Source organism: Streptomyces sp. NPDC048473 (assembly GCF_043200155.1).
GTDB lineage: Bacteria > Actinomycetota > Actinomycetes > Streptomycetales > Streptomycetaceae > Streptomyces.
The window spans coordinates 553,538-579,880 of the sequence record NZ_JBICXE010000002.1; the positions used below are offsets into that span (position 1 = coordinate 553,538).

Annotated in this window: 23 protein-coding genes; 9 read left to right on the forward strand and 14 right to left on the reverse strand. The window is 71.5% G+C overall.

Features of this window, described 5'->3' with window-relative positions; translation table 11 throughout:
* Positions 1 to 124: 124 nt before the first annotated feature.
* A complete protein-coding gene (locus ACGFU7_RS05945; RefSeq protein WP_093899867.1) occupies positions 125 to 817 on the reverse strand; it encodes a metal-dependent transcriptional regulator in 693 nt (230 codons plus the stop codon).
* Between the two features lie 209 nt (positions 818 to 1,026).
* Here ACGFU7_RS05945 and ACGFU7_RS05950 point away from each other — a divergent pair, with 209 nt between their 5' ends.
* Positions 1,027 to 1,782: an SIS domain-containing protein gene (locus ACGFU7_RS05950; RefSeq protein WP_393692678.1), complete on the forward strand. Its 756-nt coding sequence runs from the start codon at positions 1,027 to 1,029 to the stop codon at positions 1,780 to 1,782.
* A 25-nt stretch (positions 1,783 to 1,807) separates the two neighbouring features.
* On the opposite strand, the gene ACGFU7_RS05955 is transcribed toward ACGFU7_RS05950, so the two are convergent.
* Entirely contained in the window at positions 1,808 to 2,992 is a 1,185-nt protein-coding gene (locus tag ACGFU7_RS05955) for a sensor histidine kinase (protein WP_393692680.1), read from the reverse strand.
* On the reverse strand, positions 2,989 to 3,777 hold the full coding sequence (locus tag ACGFU7_RS05960; protein WP_393692682.1) for a response regulator transcription factor: 789 nt from the start codon (positions 3,775 to 3,777) through the stop codon (positions 2,989 to 2,991). Before ACGFU7_RS05960 ends, ACGFU7_RS05955 begins: the two co-directional genes overlap by 4 nt.
* A 127-nt stretch (positions 3,778 to 3,904) precedes the next feature.
* On the opposite strand from ACGFU7_RS05960, the gene ACGFU7_RS05965 reads away from it, so the two are divergent.
* The 4 genes from ACGFU7_RS05965 to ACGFU7_RS05980 are packed head-to-tail and all read left to right on the forward strand — an operon-like array spanning position 3,905 to position 7,507.
* Positions 3,905 to 4,441, forward strand: coding sequence for a hypothetical protein (locus ACGFU7_RS05965; protein WP_393692684.1), 537 nt, complete (start codon positions 3,905 to 3,907; stop codon positions 4,439 to 4,441).
* Positions 4,420 to 5,496: an efflux RND transporter periplasmic adaptor subunit gene (locus ACGFU7_RS05970; RefSeq protein WP_393692685.1), complete on the forward strand. Its 1,077-nt coding sequence runs from the start codon at positions 4,420 to 4,422 to the stop codon at positions 5,494 to 5,496. The genes ACGFU7_RS05965 and ACGFU7_RS05970 overlap by 22 nt, the downstream gene beginning before the upstream one ends.
* Positions 5,493 to 6,275, forward strand: a complete 783-nt coding sequence (locus tag ACGFU7_RS05975; protein ID WP_393692687.1) for an ABC transporter ATP-binding protein — start codon at positions 5,493 to 5,495, stop codon at positions 6,273 to 6,275. Before ACGFU7_RS05970 ends, ACGFU7_RS05975 begins: the two co-directional genes overlap by 4 nt.
* Positions 6,272 to 7,507 (forward strand): ABC transporter permease, encoded by a 1,236-nt coding sequence (locus tag ACGFU7_RS05980; RefSeq protein WP_393692689.1) that lies wholly within the window; start codon positions 6,272 to 6,274, stop codon positions 7,505 to 7,507. The genes ACGFU7_RS05975 and ACGFU7_RS05980 overlap by 4 nt, the downstream gene beginning before the upstream one ends.
* A 73-nt stretch (positions 7,508 to 7,580) precedes the next feature.
* Here ACGFU7_RS05980 and ACGFU7_RS05985 read toward each other — a convergent pair whose 3' ends face one another.
* The gene (locus tag ACGFU7_RS05985) at positions 7,581 to 8,936 is read right to left on the reverse strand and encodes a PAS domain-containing protein (protein WP_393692691.1); all 1,356 of its coding nucleotides are present in this window, start codon (positions 8,934 to 8,936) and stop codon (positions 7,581 to 7,583) included.
* A gap of 619 nt (positions 8,937 to 9,555) precedes the next feature.
* Here ACGFU7_RS05985 and iscB point away from each other — a divergent pair.
* Positions 9,556 to 10,887: an RNA-guided endonuclease IscB gene (gene iscB / locus ACGFU7_RS05990; protein ID WP_393692898.1), complete on the forward strand. Its 1,332-nt coding sequence runs from the start codon at positions 9,556 to 9,558 to the stop codon at positions 10,885 to 10,887.
* Positions 10,888 to 11,149: 262 nt separating this feature from the next.
* Here iscB and pdxH read toward each other — a convergent pair whose 3' ends face one another.
* The gene (gene pdxH, locus ACGFU7_RS05995; RefSeq protein ID WP_393692900.1) at positions 11,150 to 11,776 is read right to left on the reverse strand and encodes a pyridoxamine 5'-phosphate oxidase; all 627 of its coding nucleotides are present in this window, start codon (positions 11,774 to 11,776) and stop codon (positions 11,150 to 11,152) included.
* A 227-nt stretch (positions 11,777 to 12,003) separates the two neighbouring features.
* Between pdxH and ACGFU7_RS06000 the strand changes: the two genes are divergently transcribed.
* On the forward strand, positions 12,004 to 13,113 hold the full coding sequence (locus ACGFU7_RS06000; protein ID WP_393692693.1) for a citrate synthase 2: 1,110 nt from the start codon (positions 12,004 to 12,006) through the stop codon (positions 13,111 to 13,113).
* Positions 13,114 to 13,146: 33 nt separating this feature from the next.
* On the opposite strand, the gene ACGFU7_RS06005 is transcribed toward ACGFU7_RS06000, so the two are convergent.
* The 8 genes from ACGFU7_RS06005 to ACGFU7_RS06040 all read right to left on the reverse strand — a co-directional run bounded on the left by ACGFU7_RS06005 (position 13,147) and on the right by ACGFU7_RS06040 (position 23,531).
* Positions 13,147 to 13,740 (reverse strand): TetR/AcrR family transcriptional regulator, encoded by a 594-nt coding sequence (locus tag ACGFU7_RS06005; RefSeq protein ID WP_393692695.1) that lies wholly within the window; start codon positions 13,738 to 13,740, stop codon positions 13,147 to 13,149.
* Positions 13,728 to 14,477: an enoyl-CoA hydratase family protein gene (locus tag ACGFU7_RS06010; protein ID WP_393692902.1), complete on the reverse strand. Its 750-nt coding sequence runs from the start codon at positions 14,475 to 14,477 to the stop codon at positions 13,728 to 13,730. The genes ACGFU7_RS06005 and ACGFU7_RS06010 overlap by 13 nt, the downstream gene beginning before the upstream one ends.
* A 58-nt stretch (positions 14,478 to 14,535) precedes the next feature.
* On the reverse strand, positions 14,536 to 16,152 hold the full coding sequence (locus tag ACGFU7_RS06015) for a 4-coumarate--CoA ligase family protein (RefSeq protein ID WP_393692697.1): 1,617 nt from the start codon (positions 16,150 to 16,152) through the stop codon (positions 14,536 to 14,538).
* 84 nt (positions 16,153 to 16,236) lie between these two features.
* Complete coding sequence (locus tag ACGFU7_RS06020) at positions 16,237 to 17,400, reverse strand: acyl-CoA dehydrogenase family protein (protein WP_393692699.1); 1,164 nt, start codon at positions 17,398 to 17,400, stop codon at positions 16,237 to 16,239.
* On the reverse strand, positions 17,397 to 19,412 hold the full coding sequence (locus tag ACGFU7_RS06025) for an acetyl/propionyl/methylcrotonyl-CoA carboxylase subunit alpha (RefSeq protein WP_393692701.1): 2,016 nt from the start codon (positions 19,410 to 19,412) through the stop codon (positions 17,397 to 17,399). Before ACGFU7_RS06025 ends, ACGFU7_RS06020 begins: the two co-directional genes overlap by 4 nt.
* A gap of 8 nt (positions 19,413 to 19,420) precedes the next feature.
* On the reverse strand, positions 19,421 to 21,028 hold the full coding sequence (locus ACGFU7_RS06030; protein WP_393692703.1) for an acyl-CoA carboxylase subunit beta: 1,608 nt from the start codon (positions 21,026 to 21,028) through the stop codon (positions 19,421 to 19,423).
* The gene (locus ACGFU7_RS06035; protein ID WP_393692705.1) at positions 21,025 to 22,740 is read right to left on the reverse strand and encodes an acyclic terpene utilization AtuA family protein; all 1,716 of its coding nucleotides are present in this window, start codon (positions 22,738 to 22,740) and stop codon (positions 21,025 to 21,027) included. The genes ACGFU7_RS06030 and ACGFU7_RS06035 overlap by 4 nt, the downstream gene beginning before the upstream one ends.
* Positions 22,737 to 23,531, reverse strand: a complete 795-nt coding sequence (locus ACGFU7_RS06040; protein WP_393692707.1) for a TIGR03084 family metal-binding protein — start codon at positions 23,529 to 23,531, stop codon at positions 22,737 to 22,739. Before ACGFU7_RS06040 ends, ACGFU7_RS06035 begins: the two co-directional genes overlap by 4 nt.
* A 125-nt stretch (positions 23,532 to 23,656) precedes the next feature.
* Here ACGFU7_RS06040 and ACGFU7_RS06045 point away from each other — a divergent pair, with 125 nt between their 5' ends.
* Positions 23,657 to 24,187 carry a GNAT family N-acetyltransferase gene (locus tag ACGFU7_RS06045; protein ID WP_393692709.1) on the forward strand — a complete coding sequence of 177 codons (531 nt, stop codon included), beginning with the start codon at positions 23,657 to 23,659 and terminating at the stop codon, positions 24,185 to 24,187.
* An 18-nt stretch (positions 24,188 to 24,205) separates the two neighbouring features.
* Here the strand turns inward: ACGFU7_RS06045 and ACGFU7_RS06050 are convergent, their stop codons facing one another.
* Complete coding sequence (locus tag ACGFU7_RS06050; protein ID WP_393692711.1) at positions 24,206 to 25,183, reverse strand: DMT family transporter; 978 nt, start codon at positions 25,181 to 25,183, stop codon at positions 24,206 to 24,208.
* A 150-nt stretch (positions 25,184 to 25,333) separates the two neighbouring features.
* Here ACGFU7_RS06050 and ACGFU7_RS06055 point away from each other — a divergent pair, with 150 nt between their 5' ends.
* Positions 25,334 to 26,272 carry a LysR family transcriptional regulator gene (locus ACGFU7_RS06055; protein WP_393692713.1) on the forward strand — a complete coding sequence of 313 codons (939 nt, stop codon included), beginning with the start codon at positions 25,334 to 25,336 and terminating at the stop codon, positions 26,270 to 26,272.
* The last annotated feature ends 71 nt before the right edge of the window (positions 26,273 to 26,343 follow it).

Sequence of the window (26,343 nt, forward strand, 5' to 3'; positions counted from 1 at the left end):
TGGCATGCGATCCGCCCGGGCGCTGCAATTCCGGGCGGAAAAACGGAAAGCGGACGTTGCGCTTCAGCGCCCCGCCGGCACTCGGCCGACGGCGCCTGTCAGCGACGTCTGTCAACGGCGCCCGTCAGCGCTTGGCCACGAACACATGCGAGGCGATCTCGGCGTCCAGCTCCGCCGCCTCGCCACTGCTGCCGACCAGCACCCCGCCGGGCGACTGGGTCACGCTGACCACGGAGCCGGGCTGCACACCCGCCCGCCGCAGCGTGTACATCAGCTGGGCGTCCGTCTGGATCGGCTCACCGATCCGGCGCACCACCACCGTCTTGCCCTCGGCGCCCGGGTCGAGCTCCGACAGACTCACCATGCCCTCGTCGAGGAACGGGTCGGCCTCGGCCTTCTCGCCCAGCTCCTCCAGGCCCGGGATCGGATTCCCGTACGGGGACTCCGTCGGGTGGCGCAGCAGCTCCAGCACCCGCCGCTCCACGGCCTCACTCATCACATGCTCCCAGCGACATGCCTCGGCATGGACCTGCTCCCACTCCAGGCCGATCACGTCGACGAGCAGGCACTCGGCGAGCCGGTGCTTGCGCATGACGCGGGTCGCGAGGCGGCGCCCCTCGTCGGTCAGCTCCAGGTGGCGGTCGCCCGCGACCTGTACCAGGCCGTCGCGCTCCATGCGCGCCACCGTCTGGCTGACCGTCGGACCGCTCTGGTCCAGCCGTTCCGCAATCCGGGCGCGCATGGGGACCACGCCTTCCTCTTCGAGTTCGAGGATGGTGCGGAGATACATCTCCGTGGTGTCGATCAGTCCGGACATTCGTGCCCCTCGATGCTGTGACATGAAAAACGTCGTGCGCTGGCCCTGACCCAATTCTGACGCATACCGCCGACAACCGTGCCGTGCCGACCGAACACCGTGCAGCGGAGCGGCGTGGGCGGTATTGACATGTCACTGGTCCAGACCGCAACGTGATCGCGGCACGGACACCCCTTGGACACTCACCCCCGCCGGAAAGGGCCTCCTCGATGAGCGACAGCAAACTGGCCGGTCAGTTCTTCGATGCAGCGATCGGCCTGCTGGAGCGGGTACGCGACGAGGAGTCCGGCAACATCGCGGCCGCCGGTGCCGCGATCGCCGACACGGTCGCCGCGGGCGGCAGGCTCTTCGCCTTCGGCGCCGGGCACTCCTCGCTCGCCGCGCAGGACGTCGTCTACCGGGCGGGCGGACTCGCCCTGATGAACCTGCTGGCCGTGCCCGGGAGCGTCGGCGTCGACGTCATGCCGGCGACCCTCGGCTCGGCACTGGAGCGGGTCGACGGGCTTGCGGGCGCGGTGCTCGACTCCAGCCCCGCGAAGGCGGGCGACGTCCTCGTGATCATCTCGCTCTCCGGGCGCAACTCGCTTCCGGTAGAGATGGCGATGAACGCACAGGCACTCGGCCTGAAGGTCATCGGCGTCACCTCGGTGGCGTACGCGGACGGCACCCGGTCCCGGCACAGCTCGGGCGGCTTCCTGCGGGACCACTGCGACATCGTGCTCGACAGCAAGATCTCCATCGGCGACGCGGAGCTGACCACCGAGGGGGTCGAGGCGCCGTTCGCACCCGCGTCGACGGTCGTCACCAGTGCGGTGATGCAGGCGATGATGGCCGCCGCGGTGGAGCAACTCGTGGAGCGGGGGGTCGAACCGCCGATGCTGCGGTCGGGGAACGTCGACGGCGGTCACGAGTGGAACGGGCGCATCATGAGGGAGTACCGGGACCGGATCTTCTACCGCCACTGATCGCGCCGGGCCGCCGGCCGCCCCGCTACGGGCACGTCGGCAGCACGACCCGGACCGTCAGTCCGCCGCCCGGGTTCGCCGTCGCACTCGCCTTGCCGCCGTGCGCCCTCGCGATCGACGCCACGATGGAGAGCCCCAGACCGGCCCCCTCACCGGGAGCGTGACGGCGGGCCTGCGCCCGGCGGAACGGCTCGAACAGCAGCGGCACGGTCGCCGGGTCCACCACCGGCCCGGTGTTGACGACCTCCAGAACGCCCGGCCCCACCCGGACCCGTACCGTCCCGCCGGGGTGGTTGTGGCGCAGCGCGTTGGCGACCAGGTTGTGCACGAGGTGGTCCAGCAGGACCGGGTCGCCCTCGACCGACACCGGCCGGGCCTCCGCCTCGACGGTGATGGACCGTTGCTTCGCCTCCGCCTCCAGCGCCTCGGTCACCGTGGCCGCGGTCGCGTCCAGGTCGACCCGTTCGCGCCGCCGCAGGCCCTCGTCGGAGACCGCGAGGAGCAGCAGTCCCTCGATGAGCTGCTCGCTGTCGGCGGCGGTGTCGATGAGCTTGTCCCGGATCCAGGCGACCTTCTCGGGCGGCGGGTCGTCGGCGAGGCCGATCTCGGCTGCGGCCCGCTGCACAGCGAGCGGGGTGCGCAGCTCGTGAGCGGCGTTGGCGGCGAACCGCTGCCGGGCGGCGACCAGCTCCTCGATCCGGTCGAGCATCCCGTCGAAGGTGTCGGCCAGTTCCTTGAGCTCGCCGGGCGGGGCCTTCAGCGCGAGGCGTTCGTGCAGGTTGCTGCCGGAGAGCCGGCGGGCGCGGGCGGTGATGACGCCGACCGGCCGCAGCACCCGGCCCGCCATCCACCAGGCAAGCGCGACGGAGAGCGCCGAGTAGACGGCGAGGGAGACCCCGGAGACCGTCAGCAGCTGGCTGAGCGCGGCGTCCCCGGCGGCGGTGCTGACCCGCTGCGCCACCGCGTACTGCCCGGGTTGGGCGACCGCGGTCTGCGCCCAGTCCGACGACGGCAGCGCGGGCGCGAGGGTCGCGCCCGACCGGACGGCGACATCGGTGGCCCCTGCGGGGACCGCCGGGGCCACCGCGGTCAGCACACTGGCGTAGAGGCCCTCGCTGACCAGCAGGTAGACCAGCCCCACCAGCAGTGCGCCGGCCAGCACCAGCAGTCCGCCGTACAGCGCGGTGAGCCGGGCGCGCTCGCTGCTCACCGGCCCTCCCCCGGCCGGTCCGCGGGGCCGTCGTCCGGCTGGTCCGCCGGCCCGTGGACCGGTCCGGTCGCGTCGCCGCCCACCGGTCCGCTCGCGGGGCCGTGGTCCCCCGGCCTGTCCGCGAGGCCGTCCCCGATGCGGTAGCCGGCCCCCGGGACCGTCTCGATCACCGGGGGCGCGCCCAGTTTGGCGCGGAGCTTGGACAGGGTGACCCGGACCGCGTTGGTGCGGTAGCTGGTGTCCTCCTCCCACACCTCCTCGATCAGATCGTCGCCGCTGACGACCGCGCCCTCGGCCCGCAGCAGGGTCTCCAGCACGGCGAACTCCTTGCGGGAGAGCGAGAGGTAGCGGCCGTCGCGGCAGACCTGGCGGCGGGCGGTGTCCAGCGTCAGCCCGGCCCGTTCCAGGACCGGCGGGAGAGCGGGGCGGGCACGGCGGCCGAGCGCCAGGACCCGGGCGAGGAGTTCGTCGTACGCGAACGGCTTGGTCAGGTAGTCGTCGGCGCCGAGCCCGAGGCCGGCCACCCGGTCCCGTACCGTCCCGGACGCGGTGAGCATCAGGATCCGGGTCAGCAGGCGCATGCCGACGACCCGCCGGCACACCTCGTCGCCGTGCAGCCCCGGCAGATCGCGGTCGAGGATCATCACGTCGTACGCGCCGAACCGAAGCCGGTCCAGCGCCGCCAAGCCGTCGGGGGCGATGTCCACCGCGACGGCGTCGCGGCGCAGCCCCTCGGCGATCATCCCGGCCAGGAATTCCTCGTCCTCCACCACCAGCACACGCATGGGTTCTGTTTAACCGAAAGCGATGTTTCGCCGGTGTAAGCATCCGGGCTGAGAGAAACGAAACCGCGTCCTCGCACACGCTCGGGCCGTACGCACCCGGCCTGTCAGCAACGGACGAGGAGCCCTCATGAACCCGACCATTTCCCGCCGGACCACCTCCCGCGCACGAAGTCGCGGCGTCGCCGCCGCCTGCCTGATCGCCACCGCCGTCGTCCTGTCGGCCACCGCCTGCTCGGGCGACGGCGGCGGAAACGGAAGCGGAACCAAGAGCGGCGGATCTGCTTCGGACGACAGGAAGACGGAGGAGGACCAGGCCCTGGAGCACCGCAAGTGCCTGCGGGAGCAGGGTCTGGACATCCCGGAGCCGAAGCCGGGCGAGAACAGCCACGGAATAACCATCAACGGCGGCGGCAAGAGCAAGAAGGAGATGGAGAAGGCGTTCAAGGCCTGCCAGGACAAGGCGGTCGGCGGCGGGCCCAAGGAGCTCACCCAGGCCGAGAAGGACAAGGCGGTCGCCTTCGCCCGGTGCATGCGCAAGAACGGCTTCGACATGCCCGACCCGAAGTTCGACGGCGGGGCGATGCAGGCGGCGCCCGCGATGAAGCCGAAGGACATGAAGAAGTTCGAGAAGGCCAACGCGGCATGCGAAAGCGTCGGGCGGTGAGGCGCGGACGGGCCATGGTGGCCGCTGCGGCGGTGCTCGCCGTGGCGGCCGGGTCACTGGCCCTCACCCGGTTCGGCTCCGCCGAGGAGACGGGCGGCCCGGAGAACACCGGGCTGCCCCCGGCCACCGCCGCGGTCGAGCGCGGCGACCTGCGCGACAGCGCCCAGGCGGACGGGACGCTCGGCTACGACAAGCAGCGCAAGGTCAACGCGGGCGCGGCGGGCACCATGACCTGGACCCCGCGCACCGGCTCGACCGTCAAGCGGAACGAGCAGCTGTACGAGGTCGACGGCCGGGCGGTGCGGCTGATGTACGGCTCGGGGCCGATGTACCGGACGCTGAAGCCGGGCGACCGGGGCCGGGACGTGGAACAGCTGGAGCGCAATCTCACGGAGCTCGGCTACACCGGCTTCACCCCGGACGACGAGTACACCGACCTGACCGCGGCCGCCGTCAAGCGCTGGCAGAAGTCCCACGACAGCAAGCGGACCGGAACGGTGGGGCCGCAGGACATCGCCTTCGCCCCGGGGAAGGTCCGGATCAAGAGCGTCGAGGCGGCCGTCGGCGAACTGGCCCAGCCCGGCGCTCCGGTCCTCACCACGACCGGCTCCGAGCGCATCGTGACGTTCGAGCTCGACGTCACCGAGAGCGAGCTCGCCAAGGCGGGCACCAAGGTCACCGTCGATCTGCCGGACGGCAGCAGCGCGGCCGGGGCGGTCTCCTCGGTCGGCCCGACGGCGAAGCCCGGCGACGACCCGCAGGACAACAGCCCCAAGGTCACCCTGACCGTCTCCTTCGACAAGCCGGACGAGGTCGGCGGGTTCGACCAGTCGCCGGTCACGGTGAACCTGACCGGCGAGCTGCGCAAGGATGTCCTCAGCGTCCCGGTGAACGCGCTGCTCGCGCTGCCCGGCGGCGGCTTCGGCCTCCAGGTCGTCCAGGACGGCACGGTCCGCGACGTGAAGGTCGAGCTCGGCATGTTCGCCGAGGGCCGGGTCGAGGTGTCCGGCGGCGGGCTGCGCGAGGGCATGAAGGTCGGGGTGCCGAAGATATGAGCACGGTCGTCGGCCTCAGGGGCGTCACCAAGGAGTACCCGGGCCCGGTCGCCGCCCTGCGCGGGGTGGACCTCACCGTCGAGGAGGGCGAACTCCTCGGCATCGTCGGCCCGTCCGGCTCCGGCAAGTCCACGCTGCTGCACATCATCGGCACCCTGGACCGCCCCACCGCCGGGTCCGTCCACATCGCGGGGCACGACGTGGCGGCGCTCTCCGACCGCAGGCTCTCCGCGCTGCGTGCCCAGCACGTCGGCTTCGTCTTCCAGGCGTTCCACCTGGTGCCGGGCGTCAGCGCCCGCGACAACGTCGCGGAGGGCCTGCTGTACTCGGGCCTGTCCCGTGCCGTACGCCGCCGCAGGGCCGCCGACGCGCTGGAGCGGGTGGGGCTCGCCGACCGCCTCGACCACAAGCCGCACCAGCTCTCCGGCGGACAGAAACAGCGGGTCGCCATCGCGCGGGCCGTCGTGGGGGAACCCGCGCTGCTGCTGGCCGACGAACCGACCGGGGCGCTCGACTCGGCGTCCGGGGAAGCGGTGATGAAGCTGCTGCGCGACCTCAACCGGGAGGGCGCCACCATCGCGGTCATCACGCACGACACCGAGATCGCCCGGGACCTGCCGCGCGAGGTGCGCATCCGGGACGGCCAGGTGGTCGCGGACGTACGCAATCCGTCCACGGACGTACGCGATCCGTCCACGGGCATGCGCGATCCATCTGTGGATGTGCGCGATGGATCCGGGAACGGCCGCTCCCCCGCCGCTACGGGAGCGGACCAGTGAGGGCGCGGCGCGCGGACCGCGACGCCGACGGCCGGGGCCGGGGGCGGCTGAAAGCGGCCCGGCTCGGCCCCCGGGACGTGCTGCACGTCGGCTCGGCGGGGCTGCGCAGCCGGCCGATGCGGGTCGTGCTCTCCGCCCTGGGCATCGCCATCGGTATCGCGACGATGATCTCGGTGGTGGGCATCTCCGCCTCCAGCCAGGCCCAGCTGCTCCGGGAGCTCGACAAGCTGGGCACCAACCTGCTCGTGGCCTCCCCCGGCGATTCGATGTTCGCCGGGCAGGACGTCGAGCTGCCCGAGGACGCGGTCGGGATGGTGGGCCGCATCAAGGGCGTCCAGGAGGTGGGCGCGACCGCCGACCTCGACACAACCGCACGCCGCAACGAGAAGATCGACAAGGACGATACGGGCGGGATCACCGTCAAGGCGACCACCGGCGACCTGCTGCGGGTGCTGCGCGGCGAGGTCCGCAGCGGCGGCTGGCTCAACAACGCGACCGGACGCTACCCCTCCGTCGTACTCGGCCATGTCTCCGCGGAGCGCCTCGGCATCACCGCTCCGGGCCGGCAGGTGTGGATCGGCGACCGGTACTTCACCGTGGTCGGCATCCTCGCCCCGCTGCCGCTCGCCCCGGAGATCGAACGCTCCGCACTGGTCGGCTGGGAGGGTGCGAAGCGCCTGCTGGGCTTCGAGGGCCACCCGACGTCGGTGTACGAGCGCTCGGCCGACGCGGCGGTGCAGGACGTGCGCAAGGTCATGGCGGCGACGGTCGACCCGCAGAACCCGCAGAACGTGAAGGTCACCGACCCGTCGTCGGCACTCCGGGCGAAGGCGGCGACCGAGGGGGCGTTCAGCAGCCTGCTGCTGGGCCTGGGCGGCATCGCGCTGCTCGTCGGCGGCGTCGGGGTCGCCAACACCATGATCATCTCGGTGCTGGAGCGGCGGTACGAGATCGGGCTGCGCCGCTCGCTCGGCGCGACCCGGGGCCAGATCCGCATCCAGTTCGTCACGGAGTCGCTGATGCTCTCCGGCCTGGGCGGCCTGGCGGGCGTGGCGCTCGGCGCGGCGGCGACCGGGGTGTACGCGTACTCCGGCGGGCTGCCCTGGGTGGTGCCGCCGTGGGCGGTCGGCGGCGGCTTCGGCGCGACGCTGGTGATCGGCACGATCGCGGGCCTCTACCCGGCGGTGCGGGCGTCCCGTCTCTCACCGACGCTGGCGCTGCACGCGGCGTGAGGACGGGCCCCGGCCGGGGGCGGTGCCGGGCTCCGCGACGGGGCCCGGCACACCCCTGGCCGGACCGCGCCGCCTACGGCCGCTTCGTCACCTGTGCCAGGTCGACCGCCCCCGCGACCCGGGCCGCCACGCTCTCCGCGTACGCCGCGTCGGGGCGTTCGAAGGCCGTGCGGTGGGCGGAGCGAAGAAACGTCACCACGCCCAACGTGCGCCCCCTGCTCCGCAGCACCGCGCACAGCGCGTGCACCGAATCCCCCGGCCACTGCCGTTCCGCCGCCCACACCCCGGCCCCGGGCACTGCCCCCGCGCTGGCCCGTACCGAACCCGTACGATCCACCGCCTGAAGGGCCGGGTGCCCCGCCGCGTACCGCAGCGGAATGCCACCGCCGGCCACCGGCAGGCACGGGCCCGGCTCACCGGACGGGGTCGCCGCCACCCGCACCAGCCGCTCCCCCGCCACCAGGTCGACCAGCGCATGGTCGGCGAAGCCCGCGAGCGCATAGTCCAGATAGGACATCGCCGCCTCCATCGGGTCCTCGCACTCGGACGCCGACCGCGAAGCCCGGTGCAGCTGGTTCGAACGGAAGCGCACCCGGTCCACCTCCTGCGCCGCCAGCTTCTCCGCCGTCACGTCCTGGAACAACCAGCCGACCCCCAACGGAACCGGCTCCTCCGCGAGCGGCGACGCCAGCCGCAGAAAGCCACTGCGCCAGCAGCGCCGCCCGTCCCCCTCCGCCGTCCGCAACGTCACCCACAGCTCGGCGGGCGCCGGTGGTGCGCCCTCGGCGAGTACGTGCTGCAGCGCGCCCTCCAGATCCTCGACGCCCTGCACGATCAACTCCCCCAGCGGGCGCCCCAGCAGCGTCGTACGACCGCCGCCCAGCGCCCGTGCCGCATGCGCGTTGACGACCGTCGGCCGCAGATCGGCGTCGACGAGCACCACACCCCACGACGCGTCCTCGAACAACGCCTCGCTCAACGCGATCGACCGCTCCAGATCGATCTGCGCATGCACCTCGCCGAACGCGCAGTACACCCCGGCCGGCTTCCCGTCCGCACCCCGGACCCCCGCCGACTGCGTCCGCACGAGCACCCGCCCACCGTCCTTGCGCAGCAACGCGAACTCATGGACCCGGCGACCGGCACCGTCCATGGCCGCCATCAGCCGCCCCTGCACCTCCCCCGCGTCCGCCCGCCGCACCGCCCACCCGGCAAACCCGGGCCGCCCCACGGCCTCCTCGGCGGACCAGCCGAGAATCCGCTCGGCCTCACGGTTCCAGTGGGTGATGGTGCCGTCCGCGTCGAACGCACAGAGCGCCGCGTCCATCCCGTCGAGCAGCGCCGCGAGCAGCTCGGCCCCGGGCCCTGCCTTCGGACCCTCTTCGGGCTCGAGCGCGTCGGTCGTTCCACTGCTTGTGGACGCACTCATCCCGTACCCCCCGCAGGACGTATCCGGCATTGCCGCACGTCAGACCATTGAACTCGAACGTGACCCAGCGCACACCGACTTCTCGGAAATCCGCTCCCCACCCGGTGCAGAATCCGGCCGACTAACACGCCGAACGATCACACATTCGATCTTCGACAAAAGATCACGCATATGTGCGGTGATACCGGTCCGCCGGGCCACACCCGACACAGGCACAGCTAGCGTCCTTGACCAACACGTCGAAAGGAGATCACTCGCTCCCGCTCCCTCTCACAGGGCGAGCCGAGTGAGCACCCCAGTCATCACGATCATCGATCAAAGGCAGGTGCCCTTGATGACTACGTTTCCCGCAGGCGAGCAGACCCACCGAGCTGTGCTTCCTCAGCAGCCCGCACTGGAATCCGCGAGAGCAGACACCCCTGGGAGCAGGGACGAAACGGCTCACGGACACCCCGCCCCAGCGCGGGGCACCGGCAGGGAACATGGGCGAGGGGAGACCGACGGACGCGGCACCGGGCCCCGTCGGCGTCACGCCGAAAAGGCAGCGAACAGGGACGGTGACGTCCCCCCACCGAACAACACCTACAGCGGCGGAACAGGTGCAGGCAGAGTCTTCGTCCTGGCAAAGGGCGGAGAGCCGCTCATGCCCTGCCATCCCGCCCGCGCACGCGAACTGCTCACCAACAGCCGTGCCGTCGTCGCACGACACACCCCCTTCACCATCCGCCTCAAAGACCGCACAGACGCCGAATCCGCCGTCGAAGGCGTACAACTGCGCATCGATCCCGGCTCCAAGGGAACCGGGATCGCGCTCACCGATACGAAGCAGGAATCCACCCCGGCCGGGACACCCGTGACCGTTCGACGCGGCCTCGTCTCAATCGAACTACGACATCGGGGCCAGCAGATCCACCGAGCCATGGGACAACGAGCCGGATACCGCCACCGACGACGCTCAGCGAACTGCCGCTACCGCGCCCGTAGATCACACAACCGCACCCGCCCGAAAGGCTGGCTACCGCCCTCGGTGCAGCACCGGGTCGACACCACACTGGCGACCGCCCACCGCCTCGCCCGATACGCACCGGTCACCGAGATCCACATCGAACAGGTCGCCTTCGACACCCACGCCATGACCGCCGGCCGCGACCTCACCGCCGCCGAGTACCGCAACGGCACCCTCGCGGGAACCGAGATCCGCGCATACCTGCTCGCCACATGGGGACGCACCTGCGCCTACTGCGGAGCCTCCGGCGTACCTCTGAACATCGACCACATCCAGCCCCTCAGCCACGGCGGCTCCAGCCGCATCTCCAACCTCACCCTCGCCTGCATCAGCTGCAACCAGGCCAAGGGCTCCACCCGCGTCGAAGAATTCCTGGCCCACCGCCCCGCCCGCCTCGCGGCCATCCGCGCGCAGATCAAGGCACCACTCCGCGACGCCGCCGTCATGAACGCGACCCGACAGCTGCTCACAGACACCCTCGCGACCCTCGGAAAACCGGTGCAGACCTGGTCGGGAGGTCGTACGAAGTGGAACCGCACCGCGATGGGCCTGCCCAAGACGCACACACTCGACGCCCTCTGCGTCGGGCAGCTCGACCACGAGGCGGGGGCTGCGGTCGTCCGCGTGCCCCAGCAGGTCCACGTCGTCACGGCAACGGGGCGCGGAAGCTACGCCCGCACCACCCCCGACCGGTACGGATTCCCCCGGCTCGCCCGCGCGCGCCAGAAGCGCCATCACGGGTTCGCCACCGGCGACCTGGTCCGCGCCTCCATTTCCAAGGGCAAGTGGGCAGGAGTACGGACCGGACGCATCTCCGTCCGCGCCTCCGGGAAACACAGCCTCCCCACGCCGGTGGGCCGCTGCACCGTGTCCCACAGGAATCTTCGGCTACTGCAGCGTGCCGACGGATACGCGTACAGCTACCGGCAGGAAGTCACCGAATAAATGGGTTGAGACATTCGCCGAGGGTTCCTTAGGCTGCTGCCAGCGAAGGAAAGGAGGTGTTCCGGAAGTGATTTCTTCTCGGACTCGTGAGGTGACTGCGGGCTGACGCCCGTTGTCGCGCTCTTTGTAGTGCAGGCCGGTCATCGGCCAATCCCAAGCAGTCACCGACCCGCAGGCTCGCCGGTAAGTCCGGCCGGCTCCTTCGTGCACGGAGGAACCAGAGCCTGCGGGTTTCTGCATGTCCGGAGGGGAATGGGGCGGGTTACGGGCACAGGCGCTCGACGCGCCAGTTCTCGCCTTCGCGTACGTACCTCAGCCGGTCGTGCAGCCGGTTCTCGTGGCCCTGCCAGAACTCGATCGTGTCGGGGACTACGCGGAAGCCGCCCCAGTGCGGGGGCGCGGGGATGCGTTCGCCCTCGGGGTAGCGGGCCGCCAGTTCCTCGTAGCGTTCGATCAGCTCGTCGCGGGAGGCGATCACCGTCGACTGGGCGCTCGCCCAGGCGCCGAGCTGGGAGCCGTGCGGGCGGGAGCGGAAGTAGGCGACCGTTTCGTCGCGGCCGACGCGGGCCGCCGTGCCGGTGACGATGACCTGGCGGGACATGGGGTGCCAGGGGAAGAGCAACGAGACGTACGGGTTGGCGGCCAGTTCGCGGCCCTTGCGGGATTCGTAGTTGGTGAAGAAGACGAAGCCACGATCGTCGTACTTCTTCAGCAGCACCGTGCGCGATGACGGCCGGCCCTCGGGGGTGGCGGTGGAGACCACCACGGCGTTGGGCTCATGGAGCACCCCGCCCACGGCGACCTGCCGGAACCAGTGGGCGAACTGCTGCATCGGGTCGGCGGCCAGCGTGTCCTCGGTGAAGCCCTCGGAGCGGTACTGCTCGCGCATCGCGGCCGGATCGATGGTGGAATCGGAGGGGGAATCTGCGGTGGGCACGGGGCCATCCTGCCGCAGTGGCCGAGTGTGCCCGTCAACGAGGGGCGTCAACCCGTAACCGGCGATTCGGGCAGCTGTGCCGGATGTCACGCTTCCCCGCGCCGTGGGAACCCGCCAATATCTTGGGGCAGGCCACTGTGGCCTCCGTAGAGCCAGAGCCGCTGACCGAGGGAGCCGCCATGTCCGACTTCGTACCGGGACTAGAGGGAGTCGTCGCGTTCGAGACGGAGATCGCCGAACCTGACAAGGAAGGCGGTTCGCTCCGTTACCGCGGTGTCGACATCGAGGATCTCGTCGGCCGTGTGTCGTTCGGAAATGTCTGGGGTCTGCTGGTCGACGGGGCGTTCAACCCGGGTCTGCCGCCGGCCGAGCCGTTCCCGATCCCGGTGCACTCGGGGGACATCCGGGTCGATGTGCAGTCCGCGCTGGCGATGCTCGCTCCCGTGTGGGGCCTGAAGCCGCTGCTCGACATCGACGAGGAGACGGCGCGCAACGATCTGGCGCGGGCCGCCGTGATGGCGCTGTCGTACGTCGCCCAGTCGGCGCGCGGGCAGGGGCTGCCGATGGTTCCGCAGGGCGAGATCGACAAGGCGCAGTCCGTGGTCGAGCGGTTCATGATCCGCTGGCGCGGTGAGCCGGACCCGAAGCATGTCAAGGCCGTCGACGCGTACTGGACGTCGGCAGCCGAGCACGGCATGAACGCCTCCACGTTCACCGCCCGCGTCATCGCGTCGACCGGTGCCGATGTGGCGGCGGCGCTGTCGGGTGCGGTGGGTGCGATGTCGGGGCCGTTGCACGGTGGTGCGCCGTCCCGGGTTCTCGGCATGATCGAGGAGATCGAGCGGACCGGGGATGCCACCGCGTATGTGAAGAAGGCCCTGGACAAGGGTGAGCGGCTGATGGGCTTCGGGCACCGGGTCTACCGGGCGGAGGACCCGCGGGCGCGCGTGCTGCGGCGTACGGCGGAGGAGTTGGGTGCGCCGCGCTTCGAGGTGGCGCAGGCGCTGGAGAAGGCCGCGCTGGAGGAGTTGCACGCGCGTCGCCCGGACCGGGTGCTGGCGACGAACGTGGAGTTCTGGGCGGCGATCATGCTGGACTTCGCGGAAGTTCCGGCGCACATGTTCACGTCGATGTTCACGTGTGCGCGTACGGCGGGCTGGTCGGCGCACATTCTGGAGCAGAAGCGGACGGGGCGGCTGGTGCGTCCTTCGGCGAGGTACATCGGGCCCGGGTCGCGTGATCCCCGGGATATCGAGGGGTACGAGCAGATCACGGATCTGGCGAGCTGAACCCCGGGGTCACTGGTCCTGTCTGCCCCCGGCTCAGTCCAGGGCGTCGTCCAGCAGTGCCGCCCATTGGGCCACGACTCTCCGGCGTCGGGCGGTGTCGTCGGTGAGTACGTTGGCCAGGCCCAGGCCGCGGGCCATGTCGAGGAGGCCCTGGACGGTTTCGCGTACGCCGGGCCTGGTTTCGTCGGCGGTGAGGAGTTCGACGGCGATGCGGTGGGTCTCGCGGCCGACGCGGGCTTCGAGTTCGGTGACACGGGGGCGGAGTTGTTCCTCGTTGGACGCGGCGACCCAGAGCTGGAGTGCGGCGCGGAAGAGCGGGCCCGTGTAGAGGTCGACGAGGGCGGCGACGACGGCCGTGCGGCCCTGGACGGGCAGGGCGCGCAGAGCGGCGGAGCGTTCCTCGGCGACGTATTCGACGGCTGCGGTGAACAGGTCCTCGCGGGTCGGGAAGTGGTGCTGGGCGGCGCCGCGCGAGACGCCTGCGCGTTCGGCGACGACGGAGACGGTGGAGCCTGCCCAGCCGTGTTCGGCGAGGCAGGCGACCGCGGCTTCGAGGAGTCGTCGGCGGGTGGCGCGGCTGCGGTCCTGCTTGGGGGTCCTGTCGGTGGAGGGCGTCACAACACCCATGCGGGATCCCGTCGTTCGAGGAAGGCCGTCATCCCTTCCCGTGCCTCGGCGGAGGCGAAGAGTGCTGCCGAGCGGGCGATGAGGTCTTCGGCGTACTGGTCGAAACTCATTCGCACAGTAGCTGTGACCAGCTCCTTCGATGCTGCCAGCCCCTGTGGTGAGGCCCTGCGCAGTCCGTCCAGTACGGGTACGAGTGCCTTGTCGATGTCCTCGGCGGACCCGACGGCGATCGTGATCAGGGAGATGCGGGCTGCTTCGGCCGCGTCGAAGCGTTCGCCGGTGAGGTAGTAGCGGGCGGCGGCGCGCGGGTCGGTGCGGGGCAGCAGCGGCATGGAGATGACGGCGGGGGCGAGGCCGAGCCGGGATTCGGTGAGGGCGAACGTGGCGTCGGGGCCGGCCGCGGAGATGTCGCAGGCGCTCAGGAGTCCGAGGCCGCCCGCCCGGACGTGTCCCGTGACCCGGGCGACGACGGGCTTGGGCAGGTCGACGATCTGCCGCATCAGGGCGACGAAGGCTGCCGGGTCGGGCGGTCCGGTGAGGTCGGCGCCCGCGCAGAACGTGTTGCCGGTGTGGGTGAGGACGACTGCTCGTACGGTGTCGTCGGCCGCGCACGCGTCCAGGGCGGTGGAGAGCTCGCCGACCAGCCGTGCGGAGAGTGCGTTGCGGTTGGCCGGTGAGTCGAGGGTGAGGGTGGTGATGCCCCGGTCGTGGGTGGGGTCGGCGAGCGGCGGCGTCATGTATTGGTCCTGCCTTTCAAGCACGGTTCTGCTTCTTGCGGGACTGCTTCTCGCGGGACTACCCCTCGTGGGCCTGCTTCTCGCGGGACTTCTCCCTGTCGCGCAGTTCGCGTCGGAGGATCTTTCCCGAGGTCGCGCGCGGTATCGCGGCGATGAATTCGACCTGCCGGACCTTCTTGTACGGGGCGACGCGCTCGGCCACGTACGCCATGACGTCCGCCGCCGTGAGGTTCTCGCCCGCCGCGGAGGGCCGGCGGACCAGGTATGCCTTGGGGACCTCGTTGCCGTCGGCGTCGTACACCCCGATGACGGCGGCGTCCGCGATCGCTTCGTGGCCGAGCAGCAGTGCTTCGAGTTCGGCGGGGGCGACCTGGTAGCCCTTGTACTTGATGAGTTCCTTGACCCGGTCGACGACGAACAGCCAGCCGTCGGTGTCGACGTGTCCGATGTCGCCGGTGTGCACCCAGCCGTCGGCGTCGATCATGTCGGCGGTGGCCTCGGGGCGGCCGAGGTAGCCCTTCATCACCTGTGGTCCGCGGATCAGGATCTCGCCGTCGGTGCCGGCCGGGGCGTCCGCGCTGTCGTGGCCGAGGGAGATGATCCGCATCTCGGTGCTGGGCAGGAGTTTTCCCACGGCGCCGGGGGGCGGGTTCTCGGCGGAAAGGGGGACGACATGGGTGCCGGGCGAGAGTTCCGTCATGCCGTACGCCTGGCGCACGGGCGGCAGGCCCAGGCGCTGTGAGCAGGCGGCGGCAAGCGATGCGTCGAGCGGGGCGGCGGCGCTGACGACGTACTCCAGCGAGGACAGGTCGTACTGCGCGACCGAGGGGTGCTTGGCGAGTGCGAGGACGATCGGCGGGGCCACGTACAGGCCGCTGATCCGGTGTTTCTCGATCGCGGCGAGGAACTGGGTGAGGTCGAAGCGCGGCAGTACGACGACGGTGGCGCCCGTCCGCAGCGGGGCGTTCATCAGGGCCGTCAGCCCGTAGATGTGGAAGAAGGGGAGCACGGCCAGGATGCGGTCGCCGGGGCCCATGGGGATGAAGGGGCTCAGCTGCTCCAGGTTGGTGGCCATGGAGCGGTGGGTGAGCATGACGCCCTTGGGTGTTCCGGTGGTGCCGGAGGAGTACGGCAGGGCGGCGGTGTCCTCGGCCGGGTCGATGGCGATGTGGGGTTCGGGGGCGGTGGTGGCGAGCATGTCGAGTACGGAGGTGTGTCCCTGCGCCCGGTCGCAGACGAATATCTCCTCTATGCCGCCGACGAGTTCGGCGGCGCGGCGGGCCGCTTCGAGGAGCGGGGAGACGGTGACGATCCAGCGGGCGGAGGAGTCGCGGAGCTGTTTGGCGAACTCCTCCGCCGTGGCCAGCGGGTGGACGGTGGTGACGGTGGCGCCGGCCCGTGTCGCCCCGAAGAAGACCGCCGGGTAGGCGATGGTGTTGGGGCTGTGCAGGGCCAGCACGTCGCCCTTGCGCACTCCGGCGGCAGCGAGTGCCGCGGCGATCTTCCGGTGGAAGGCGTCGAGTTGCCGGTAGGTGAGGGTGGAGCTGTCGTTCGTCCCGTCGATCAGGGCGACCGTGTCGCCGAATGCGGCGGTGGCCTGCCCGAGGACCGCGTCATGGATGGGTACGTCGAGTGCCTGGACGGCCGGGAGGTCGCTGTGGAACACGTGCACCATGGCGGTAGGTCCCTTCGATGCGGCGGGGAGCTGCGGCGGGAGCCGCGACCGGAACTGCGGCATGGAGAGACAGAATGTCGTGCGTCAGTACGACTTGGGGAGACCCAGGGACTGATGGGACACGTAGTTCAGGATCATTTCCCGGCTGACGGGTGCGATCCGGGCGACCCGGGCCGCCGTGATCAGGGACGCGAGGCCGTATTCGCGGGTGAGGCCGTTGCCGCCGAGGGTGTGCACGGCCTGGTCGACGGCCTTCACGCAGGCTTCGCCGGCCGCGTATTTCGCCATGTTGGCGGCCTCGCCTGCCCCGATGTCGTCGCCCTCGTCGTACAGCCGGGCGGCTTTCTGCATCATCAGCCGGGCGAGTTCCAGTTCGATGTGGGCCTGGGCGAGGGGGTGGGCGATGGCCTGGTGGGAGCCGATGGGTTCCTTCCACACCTGCCGGGTCTTCGCGTACTCGACGGCGCGGCCGAGTGCGTAGCGGCCCATCCCGATGCCGAATGCGGCGGTCATGATGCGTTCGGGGTTGAGTCCGGCGAAGAGCTGGAGCAGTCCGGCGTCCTCTCCCCCGCCTACGAGGGCGTCGGCGGGCAACCGTACGTCGTCGAGGACCAGCTCGAACTGTTTCTCCGGGGCCTGGAGTTCCATGTCGATCTGCGAGCGCCGGAAGCCGGGTGCGTCGCGCGGGACGATGAAGAGGCAGGGCTTGAGCCTGCCGGACCTGGCGTCCTCGGTGCGGCCGACGACGAGGGTGGCGTCGGCGATGTCGACGCCGGAGACGAAGACCTTGCGCCCGGTGAGCAGCCAGTCCTCGCCGTCCTTGTGGGCGGTGGTGGTGATGCGGTGGGAGTTGGAGCCCGCGTCGGGTTCGGTGATGCCGAAGGCCATGGTGAGGCTGCCGTCGGCGAGGCCGGGGAGCCACTGCCGCTTCTGGGTGTCGGTGCCGAAGCGGGCGATGACGGTGCCGCAGATGGCCGGGGAGACGACCATCATGAGCAGCGGACTGCCCGCCGCGCCCAACTCCTCCAGGACGATGGAGAGTTCGGCCATGCCGCCGCCTCCGCCGCCGTACTCCTCGGGGAGGTTCACGCCGAGGTAGCCGAGCTTGGCGGCTTCGGTCCACAGCTCGCGCGGGTGGGCTCCGTCGCGTACGACGGAGGTCATGTAGTCCCGCCCGTAGCGCTTTCCGAGGGCGGCGACGGCTGCGCGCAGGGCCTGGTGCTCTTCGGTTTCGAGGACGGTGCTCATGCGTTCTCCTCAGGGTCTTCGGGTTCGGTGGCGGCGTCTGCGGGGTCGGTGACGGGGCCTTCGGGGTCGGTGGCGGCGTCTGCGGGTTCGGTGACGACGGCGAGCAGGGCGCCGACCTCCACCTGGAGGCCGGGGGTGGCGTGCAGTGCGGTGAGGGTGCCGGAGGCGGGGGCGAGGATGCGGTGTTCCATCTTCATCGCCTCCAGCCAGATCAGCGGCTGCCCGGCTTCGACCGTCGCCCCGGCCGCGAGCCCGTCCGCGATGCGGACGACGGTGCCGGGCATGGGGGCGAGCAGTGAGCCGGGTTCGGTCCGGTCGGTGGGGTCGGTGAAGCGGGGCAGGGCGGTGAAGGTGTACGAGCCGGTGGCGGTGTCCACGTACGCCTTGTCCTGGTGGACGGTGATGGCGAAGTGGCGGGTGACGGAGCCGGCTTCGAGGGTGACGTGGTCGGGGCGGGCGGCGATGACCCGTTCTCCGGTCTCGGGGACGGGGCCGGTGCGTGTGGTGCGGTAGGCGGTCTGGTGTTCGGTGCCGTCGGGTTCGGCGCGGTAGCGCTTGACCTGGGGTTGCGAGGAGATGTTGCGCCAGGCGCCGAAGCGGGCGGGGCCGGGTCCGGGGCCGTGGTGCCGGGCGGCGGCGTCGGCGAGGACGGCGGCCAGGGCGGCGAGGCGGTGGTCCGCTTCGTCCGGGGGCGGGGTGAGGGCGTCGAGGTGGCGGTCGTAGAAGCCGGTGTCGAGGCGGGCGGCGCGGAAGTCGGGGTGGCGCAGGGACCGTACGAGCAGGTCGCGGTTGGTGACCGGGCCGTGGATGCGGGCGCGTTCCAGGGCGCGGGCGAGGAGGCGTACGGCTTCGCCCCGGGTGGGGGCGTGGGCGATGACCTTGGCGAGCATCGGGTCGTAGTGCACGCCGATGGTGTCGCCGCCGGTGTACCCGGTGTCGAGGCGCAGTCCGGGTTCGTCCGGCACATCAAGTGTGAGCAGTGCTCCGGTCTGTGGCTGCCAGTCGCGGGCGGGGTCCTCGGCGTAGAGGCGGGCCTCGACGGCGTGGCCCTGTGGCTCGGGGGGTGCGGTGGTGGGGAGCGGTTCGCCTTCCGCGATGCGCAGTTGCAGGGCGACGAGGTCGAGCCCGAAGACGGCTTCGGTGACGGGGTGTTCGACCTGGAGGCGGGTGTTCATCTCCAGGAAGTACGGCCGTCCGTCGGCGGCGAGGAGGAATTCGACGGTGCCCGCGCCCCGGTAGCCGACCGCGCGGGCGGCGGCCACGGCGGCATCGTGCAGCCGGGTCCGCAGCGCGTCGTCGAGACCGGGTGCGGGGGCCTCCTCGACGACCTTCTGGTGGCGTCGCTGGAGCGAGCAGTCCCGGGTGCCCAGTGCCCAGATCCCCCCGTGTTCGTCGGCCATGACCTGGACCTCGACGTGCCGGCCGCGCTCCACGTACGGCTCCGCGAAGACCTCGCCGTCCCCGAAGGCGGCAGCGGCCTCGGCGGCAGCGGCCGTCAACTCACCTGGCAGTTCGGCGAGTTCACGTACGATCCGCATTCCGCGGCCGCCCCCGCCCGCCGCCGCCTTCAGCAGCAGCGGAAGTTCACCGGCGGTGACCTTCTCCGTGTCGACGGGCGCGAGCAGCGGCACCCCGGCGGCGGCCATCAGTTCCTTGGCGCGGGTCTTGGACGCCATCAGCTCGATGGCCTTGACCGGCGGCCCCACCCACACGAGACCGGCGTCCTGCACGGCCTGGGCGAATCCGGCGTTCTCGGAGAGGAAGCCGTAGCCGGGGTGGACGGCATCGGCGCCCGCCGCGAGCGCGGCGCGTACGACGAGGTCACCGCGCAGATAGGTGTCGGACGGGGCGGCGCCCGGCAGCCGTACGGCGGTGTCCGCCTCCCGTACGTGCATCGCGTCGGCGTCCGCGTCCGAGTACACGGCGACGGTGGCGATACCCAGCGCGCGGCACGTGCGGAAGATCCGGCAGGCGATCTCGCCCCGATTGGCGACGAGCAGGGTGCTGATCATGTTCGTCCTCACATCCGGAAGATTCCGAAGCCGCCGCGGACGCCTTCGACCGGGGCGGTGTGGATCGCGGACAGGCACATCCCGAGGACGGTCCTGGTGTCGCGCGGGTCGATGACCCCGTCGTCGTACAGCCGCCCGGACAGGAACATCGGCAGCGACTCGGACTCGATCTGCTGCTCGACCATGGCGCGCAGCCCGGCGTCGGCCTCGTCGTCGTAGGGCCGTCCCTTCGCGGCGGCGGATGCGCGGGCGACGATGGACAGCACCCCGGCGAGCTGCTGCGGCCCCATGACGGCGGACTTGCTGCTGGGCCAGGCGAAGAGGAAGCGCGGGTCGTACGCCCGTCCGCACATGCCGTAGTGCCCGGCCCCGTAGGAGGCGCCCATCAGCACGGACAGATGCGGGACCTTGGAGTTCGACACCGCGTTGATCATCATCGCGCCGTGCTTGATGATGCCGCCCTGTTCGTACTCCTTGCCGACCATGTAGCCGGTGGTGTTGTGCAGGAAGAGCAGTGGGATGTCGCGCTGGTTGGCGAGCTGGATGAACTGGGCGGCCTTCTGCGACTCCTCGCTGAACAGCACCCCTTGCGCATTGGCGACGATGCCGACGGGATAGCCGTGAAGCGTGGCCCATCCGGTCACCAGGCTGGTCCCGTACAGCGGCTTGAACGCGTCGAAGTCGGAGCCGTCGACGAGCCGGGCGATGACCTCGCGCGGGTCGAAGGGCACCTTCAGATCGCCGGGCACGATGCCGATCAGCTCGTCCTCGTCGTACTTCGGCGGTTCGGCGGGGCCCGGATCGGCGTGTGCCTTGCGCCAGTTGAGGCGGGCGACGATCCGGCGGGCCTGGCGCAGCGCGTCCTGCTCGTCGACGGCGAAGTGGTCGGCGAGCCCGGAGGTGCGGGCGTGCATCTCGGCGCCGCCGAGCGATTCGTCGTCGCTCTCCTCGCCGGTCGCCATCTTCACCAGGGGTGGTCCGCCGAGGAAGACCTTGGACCGTTCCTTGATCATGACGGTGTGGTCGGACATGCCGGGGACGTACGCCCCGCCGGCGGTCGAGTTTCCGAAGACGACGGCCACGGTCGGGATGCCGGCCGCCGACAGCCGGGTGAGGTCGCGGAACAGCGCCCCGCCCGGGATGAAGATCTCCTTCTGCGACGGGAGATCGGCGCCTCCCGACTCGACGAGGCTGATGCAGGGCAGCCGGTTGGCGAAGGCGATCTCGTTCGCCCGCAGGGCCTTCTTCAGGGTCCAGGGGTTGGAGGCGCCGCCCCGTACGGTCGGGTCGTTGGCGGTGATCAGGCACTCCACGCCCGACACCACCCCGATGCCGGTGACGAGCGAGGCGCCGACCGCGTACTCGGGGGCCTCGCTCCCCCAGGCGGCGAGCGGCGACAGCTCCAGGAACGGGGTGTCCTCGTCGATCAGCAGCTCGATCCGTTCGCGGGCCAGGAGCTTGCCGCGCGAGCGGTGCCGCTCGATGTACTTCTCGCCGCCGCCCGCCTGCGCCTTGGTGTGCTCGACGGCCAGTACATCGAGTTTCGCGAGCATGGCCGCGCGGTTCGCAGCGTATTCGGGGCTCGCGGTGTCGAGCCCGGTGGTCAGGACGGTCATGTGTTCACCTCCGGTGCGTGGACGGCTTCCAGCAGCGATACGGGAATGGGGAGGTGCCGGGAGCGCAGCCACTCCCCCACCGCCTTGGCCTGCGGATCGAACCGGTGCTGGGCGGCGACGCCCTCGCCGAGCAACCCGTGGACGACGAAGTTCAGGGCGCGGAGGTTCGGCAGGACATGGCGTACGACGGTGAGGTGGGCGGTCTCCGGCAGCAGCTCCCGGAACCGTTCGACGGTCAGTTCATGGGCCAGCCACCGCCAGGCGTCGTCGCCGACGGCCCACACCCCCACGTTGGCGTCCCCGCCCTTGTCACCGCTGCGGGCACCCGCGACCCGGCCGAGCGGGGCGGTCAGGGTGGGTCCGGCGGACGGCAGGGGCTCGGGCAGCGGCGGCTCCCCGACTTCCCGGAGGGGCTGCGTCCGTACGGGAGGTTCCTGGCTCCGACGCCGCCCGTCCGGGAGTACGGCGACATGCGGGACCTCGCCGGCCGGTACGTACTTCGCCTCGAACACCCCGTACGGTGCGCCCTTTCCGGGCGGGGCCGTGACATGGAAGCCGGGGTAGCTGCCGAGCGCGAGCTCGATCGCGGCGCCGGAGACCGTGCGTCCGACGGCCTCCGGGTCCTGGTCGCGAACGACGAGCCGGAGCAGGGCGCTCGCGGTCTCCTCGGTGTCGGCGTCGGCGCGGTCGGTCCGGGCCACCTCCCAGCTCACTTCGCCGGGTTGGGAACGGGACCGGCTGAGCGCCTGTGCGAACTGGTCCTGGACCAGCTGCGCCTTGGCTTCGATGTCGAGCCCGGTGAGTACGAAGACGACCTCGTTGCGCCAGCCGCCGAGCCGGTTGAGCCCGACCTTGAGGGTGGGCGGCGGGGCCTCACCGCGCACGCCGGAGATCCGTACCCGGTCGGGGCCGTCCTGGGTCAGCCGTACGGTGTCGAGCCTCGCGGTGACGTCCGGTCCGGCGTACCGGGCCCCGCCGGTCTCGTACAGCAGCTGGGCGGTGACGGTGCCGACGTCGACGACGCCGCCCGTGCCGTCGTGCTTGGTGATGACGGACGACCCGTCGGCGTGGATCTCGGCGATGGGGAAGCCGGGCCGGCGCAGGTCATGGCCCCGGAAGAACGAGTAGTTCCCCCCGGTGGCCTGGGTTCCGCACTCCAGCACGTGTCCGGCGACGACGGCCCCGGCGAGGGCGTCGTGGTCGCCGGGCCCCCAGCCGAAATGGGCGGCGGCGGGCCCGGTGACGAGGGCGGCGTCGGTGACCCGCCCGGTGACGACGACATCGGCGCCCGCGGTGAGGCAGGCCGCGATCCCGGCACCGCCGAGGTAGGCGTTGGCGGTGAGGTACCCCTCGGGTACGGGGAGGCTGTCGCCCTCCACATGGGCGACCCGCACGGGCACGCCCACCTTCTGCGCCAGCTCCCTTACGGCATCGGCCAGTCCGGCCGGATTGAGCCCTCCGGCGTTGGTGACGATCTTCACGCCGCGCTCATGGGCGAGCCCGAGGCCCTCTTCGAGCTGGCGCAGGAAGGTGGTGGCGTACCCGCGCGTGGGGTCCTTGAGCCGGCTCCGGCCCAGGATGAGCATGGTCAGCTCGGCGAGATAGTCCCCGGTGAGGACGTCGAGGGGCCCGCCGGTGAGCATCTCGCGTACGGCGTCGAAGCGGTCGCCGTAGAACCCGGAGGCGTTGCCGATCCGCAGCGGTCCGTTCACTTGCCGCCTGCCCGGGGTGCGCGGCCGGGGCCGGCGGGCCCGGCGAACGCCTGGGCGATGCCGAGCCACTGGTCGGCGTCGGTCCCGACGGCCCGGACGGCGAGGTCGTCGCGGTGGGCGCGCTGGGTGACGAGGAGGCAGAAGTCGACGAGCGGCCCGGTGACGCGCTGCGGTGCGTCTTGCGCCCCGAACGCGATCAGCTCACCGTCCGGGGCGTGGAGTTCGACCCGGAACTCCTCCTCGGGCGCCTTGATGCCCCGTACCAGGTAGGCGTAGTCCCTGGCCCGCACCCCGATCCGGGCGACGTGCCGCAGCCGGGCGGTGGGGGTCCTGGTGACCCCGAGGGCGTCGGCGATGTCCTGACCGTGCGCCCAGGTCTCCATGATCCGGGCGGTCGCCATGGAAGCGACGCTCATCGGCGGCCCGTACCAGGGGATACGAGCACCGGCCGGAGCATCCCGCAACGCCGCATCGAGCCGCCCCCGCCCGTCCCGCCACCGCGCGAGCAGCGCGTCGGGGGCGAGCACGGCCAGCTCCTCGGCGCCCCGGTCGACAAAGGATTCGGGCGCCTCCATGGCCTTGGCCACCTCCCCGGCGAAGGCGTCGGCATCAGTGGCGGCGAGCAGCGCGACCTCGTCGGTCCAGGTGAGATGGGCGATCTGGTGCGCGATGCTCCAGCCTGCGGCGGGGGTCGGAGCGGCCCACTGCCCGGCGCTCAACCCCCGTACGAGTACGTCGAGTTCCTGGCTCTCCTCGCGCAAGTCGTCGATCACGGCTGCGACATCGGGCACGGTTCGCTCCCCTCGGGGCAAGGCGGTGTGCCCAGGAGCATGGCAGCGGCCCCATAAACAAGCAAGCATGCTTGCATTATTTTTGGAGCGGCGAGACGTGCACGACGTCATGTGAGGATCGAGCAATGGATGCGATAGAGATCCGCCGCCGTCGCGGCGACGACATGAAGGCGTGCATCGACGCGCTGGCCACCGTGCACGAGGCGGACCGTTACCCAGCCGCGTGGCCGGCCGACCCGGGGAGCTGGCTCACCCCGCACGGGCTGCTCGACGCCTGGGTGGCCGTGGACGGCCCGACGGTGCTGGGGCATGTGGCACTCACGCGCACGGAGGAGGTCCTGGCAAAGAAGGCCGGCATGCCCGCCGCAGAACTGGCATCGGTCGCCCGGCTCTTCGCGCGCGCCGGGGCCCGCCGGCGCGGGGTGGCCGGCGCGTTGCTCGACGCGGTGACGGCGGCGGCAGCAGCCGACGGTGTGCGGCTCGTCCTGGAGGTCGAGGACGGCGGGACGGCCGCCATCGCCCTCTACGAACGCGCCGGGTGGCGTTACGTCGGCAGCCGCACCGACGACTGGACCACGGCCGACGGGCGTCCGGCCCGGATGCATGCGTACGCGGCCCCGGCCGGCCCGGCCGGGGAGCCCTCCGGGATCCGGTGATCCGTCCCGGCGGGGCCGTCAGGCGTGGTTGCGGCTCTTCACGCCCCGCACCTGGCTTCGTACCGCGCCCATGCTCGCCCCGATGACCAGGGCGATGGCCAGGGCGTCCGTCGTGGAAAGGGCCTGGTCGAGGATGAGGAAGCCGGCCGTGGCCGCTATCGCCGGTTCCAGGCTCATCAGGATCGCGAAGGTGGGCGCGGGCAGGCGGCGCAGCGCCATGAGTTCGAGGGTGTACGGGAGGACCGAGCTCATCAGCGCCACCGCCGCGCCCAGTCCCAGCGTGGACGGGACCAGCAGTTTCGAGCCCGACTCCAGGATGCCGAGTGGCAGGGAGAGGAGCGCGGCGACCACCATGGCCAGGGCCAGGCCGTCCGCCTGGGGGAAGCGGCGGCCGGTGCGGGCACTGAAGACGATGTACGTGGCCCACATGGCGCCCGCACTCAGTGCGTACGCGGCGCCCACCGGATCGAGGCGGTCGAAGCCACCCCCGCTCAGCAGCACGACACCGCCCAGCGCGAGGCCCGCCCACACCATGTTGATCAGTCGGCGCGAGGCGATCACCGAGAGGGCGAGCGGGCCCAGCACCTCCAGGGTGACGGCCGCGCCCAGCGGGATGCGGTCGGCGGCCTGGTAGAAGAGCGTGTTCATGCCGCCCATGGCCACCCCGAACGCGAGGACCGTGCCCCAGTCGGCGCGCGAGTAGCCGCCCAGCTTCGGGCGGCAGAAGACCATCAGGACGAGCGCGGCAACGGCCAGGCGCAGGGTGACGACCCCGAGCGCGCCGGCCCGCGGCATCAGCAGGACCGCGATCGCGGAGCCGAACTGGACGGAGAGGCCGCCCGCGACGACCAGCGCGACCGGGGCGAGCGCCGCCCTTCGGCCCTCGGAATGTGCAGGGCCCGCCGCCCCGCCCAGGACCGACACCGCCTCCGGCACGGCGACGGCTGCGGCCTGCTCCGCGGCCGCTGCCCCTGCTGCACTGCGCTGGTCGTTCACCTGCGGTGTTCCTCCCGAGTCCGATAGTGCATTTCAATGCACTACTTGATTGAAGATACTGCACTCCCGCCCTGCCGCATCCCCTCTTACGGTAGGTACCTCCGCGTGGCACGTGAAATGCCTATTGGGCTCCCGTTATGCTTCCCGCGCATGAGCCTTGGACGCAGTGGTGACGGCCGTACGGAGAGCCATGCGGGCCGGGGCTCCGGCCGGGGTTCCGGCCGCGGTATCGAGGTCCGCCATCTGCGCGCCTTCCTCGCGATCGCCGACGAGGGCAACGTCACCCGCGCCGCCGCCCGCCTCCGCCTCACCCAGCCCGCGGTCTCGCGCACCCTCGCCGCGCTGGAGCAGCACCTCGGCATCCGGCTCGTCGACCGGTCCACCCACCATCTCGTCCTCACCCCCGAAGGCGTCGTCTTCCGGGACAAGGCCGCCGCCGCGGTCGCCGCGTTCGACGAGGCGCTCGACTCCGGCGGTCTGCGCCACCGGCCGCTGCGGCTCGGGCACCCCTGGTCCGCGTTCGGCCCGTACACCACGCCCCTGCTCCGCCGCTGGCAGGAGCGGTATCCGCAGACCCCGCTCGAACTGCTGCGGATCGACGACCGCACCGCCGGGCTCACCCGTGGCGAGGTCGATGCCGCGCTGCTGCGGGGGCCCGTCGAGGCGCCGGGGCTCATCACCGAGGTGCTGTTCGACGAGGACCGGGTGGCGGCGGTGGCCGCGGACGGGCCGCTCGCCGCCCGCGCCACGCTCCGTCTCGCCGATCTGGCGCGCGGCACCGTCGTCCTCAACACCGTCTCCGGCATCACCACCGTCGATCTGTGGCCGTCGGACGCCAGGCCCGCCGCGACCCTCACCGTCGCCAACACCGACGACTGGCTGGCCGCGATCGCGGCGGGGCGCGGCGTCGGGGTCTCCGCCGCGTCCACCGCCGACATGCACCCGCACTCCGGGGTCGCCTACCGCCCGCTCGTCGACGCCCCGACCGTCCCGGTGCTGCTCGCCCGGCGCGACGCCCCCGGCCATCCCGCACTGCCGAAACTCGCCGCGCTCGCCCGCGAGATCGTGGGGCGGGACGCCGCGGAATGAGGGTTTCCGTGCGCGACAGCCCAGTTGGGGTGCTGCGAAGGCCGTACGAAGGTCGCACGGACCACCAGGGG

Excerpts from the sequence above, each read along its gene's own strand:
- ACGFU7_RS06025 (WP_393692701.1), bottom strand. The coding sequence starts at position 19,412 with ATGATCAGCACCCTGCTCGTCGCCAATCGGGGCGAGATCGCCTGCCGG.
- ACGFU7_RS05950 (WP_393692678.1), top strand. The coding sequence starts at position 1,027 with ATGAGCGACAGCAAACTGGCCGGTCAGTTCTTCGATGCAGCGATCGGC.
- ACGFU7_RS06055 (WP_393692713.1), top strand. The coding sequence starts at position 25,334 with ATGAGCCTTGGACGCAGTGGTGACGGCCGTACGGAGAGCCATGCGGGC.
- ACGFU7_RS05960 (WP_393692682.1), bottom strand. The coding sequence starts at position 3,777 with ATGCGTGTGCTGGTGGTGGAGGACGAGGAATTCCTGGCCGGGATGATC.
- ACGFU7_RS06010 (WP_393692902.1), bottom strand. The coding sequence starts at position 14,477 with ATGACGCCGCCGCTCGCCGACCCCACCCACGACCGGGGCATCACCACC.
- ACGFU7_RS06015 (WP_393692697.1), bottom strand. The coding sequence starts at position 16,152 with ATGGTGCACGTGTTCCACAGCGACCTCCCGGCCGTCCAGGCACTCGAC.
- ACGFU7_RS06020 (WP_393692699.1), bottom strand. The coding sequence starts at position 17,400 with ATGAGCACCGTCCTCGAAACCGAAGAGCACCAGGCCCTGCGCGCAGCC.
- ACGFU7_RS05970 (WP_393692685.1), top strand. The coding sequence starts at position 4,420 with ATGCGAAAGCGTCGGGCGGTGAGGCGCGGACGGGCCATGGTGGCCGCT.
- ACGFU7_RS06005 (WP_393692695.1), bottom strand. The coding sequence starts at position 13,740 with ATGGGTGTTGTGACGCCCTCCACCGACAGGACCCCCAAGCAGGACCGC.
- ACGFU7_RS05945 (WP_093899867.1), bottom strand. The coding sequence starts at position 817 with ATGTCCGGACTGATCGACACCACGGAGATGTATCTCCGCACCATCCTC.
- ACGFU7_RS06000 (WP_393692693.1), top strand. The coding sequence starts at position 12,004 with ATGTCCGACTTCGTACCGGGACTAGAGGGAGTCGTCGCGTTCGAGACG.
- ACGFU7_RS05975 (WP_393692687.1), top strand. The coding sequence starts at position 5,493 with ATGAGCACGGTCGTCGGCCTCAGGGGCGTCACCAAGGAGTACCCGGGC.
- pdxH (WP_393692900.1), bottom strand. The coding sequence starts at position 11,776 with ATGCGCGAGCAGTACCGCTCCGAGGGCTTCACCGAGGACACGCTGGCC.
- ACGFU7_RS05965 (WP_393692684.1), top strand. The coding sequence starts at position 3,905 with ATGAACCCGACCATTTCCCGCCGGACCACCTCCCGCGCACGAAGTCGC.
- ACGFU7_RS06030 (WP_393692703.1), bottom strand. The coding sequence starts at position 21,028 with ATGACCGTCCTGACCACCGGGCTCGACACCGCGAGCCCCGAATACGCT.
- ACGFU7_RS06045 (WP_393692709.1), top strand. The coding sequence starts at position 23,657 with ATGGATGCGATAGAGATCCGCCGCCGTCGCGGCGACGACATGAAGGCG.
- ACGFU7_RS05985 (WP_393692691.1), bottom strand. The coding sequence starts at position 8,936 with ATGAGTGCGTCCACAAGCAGTGGAACGACCGACGCGCTCGAGCCCGAA.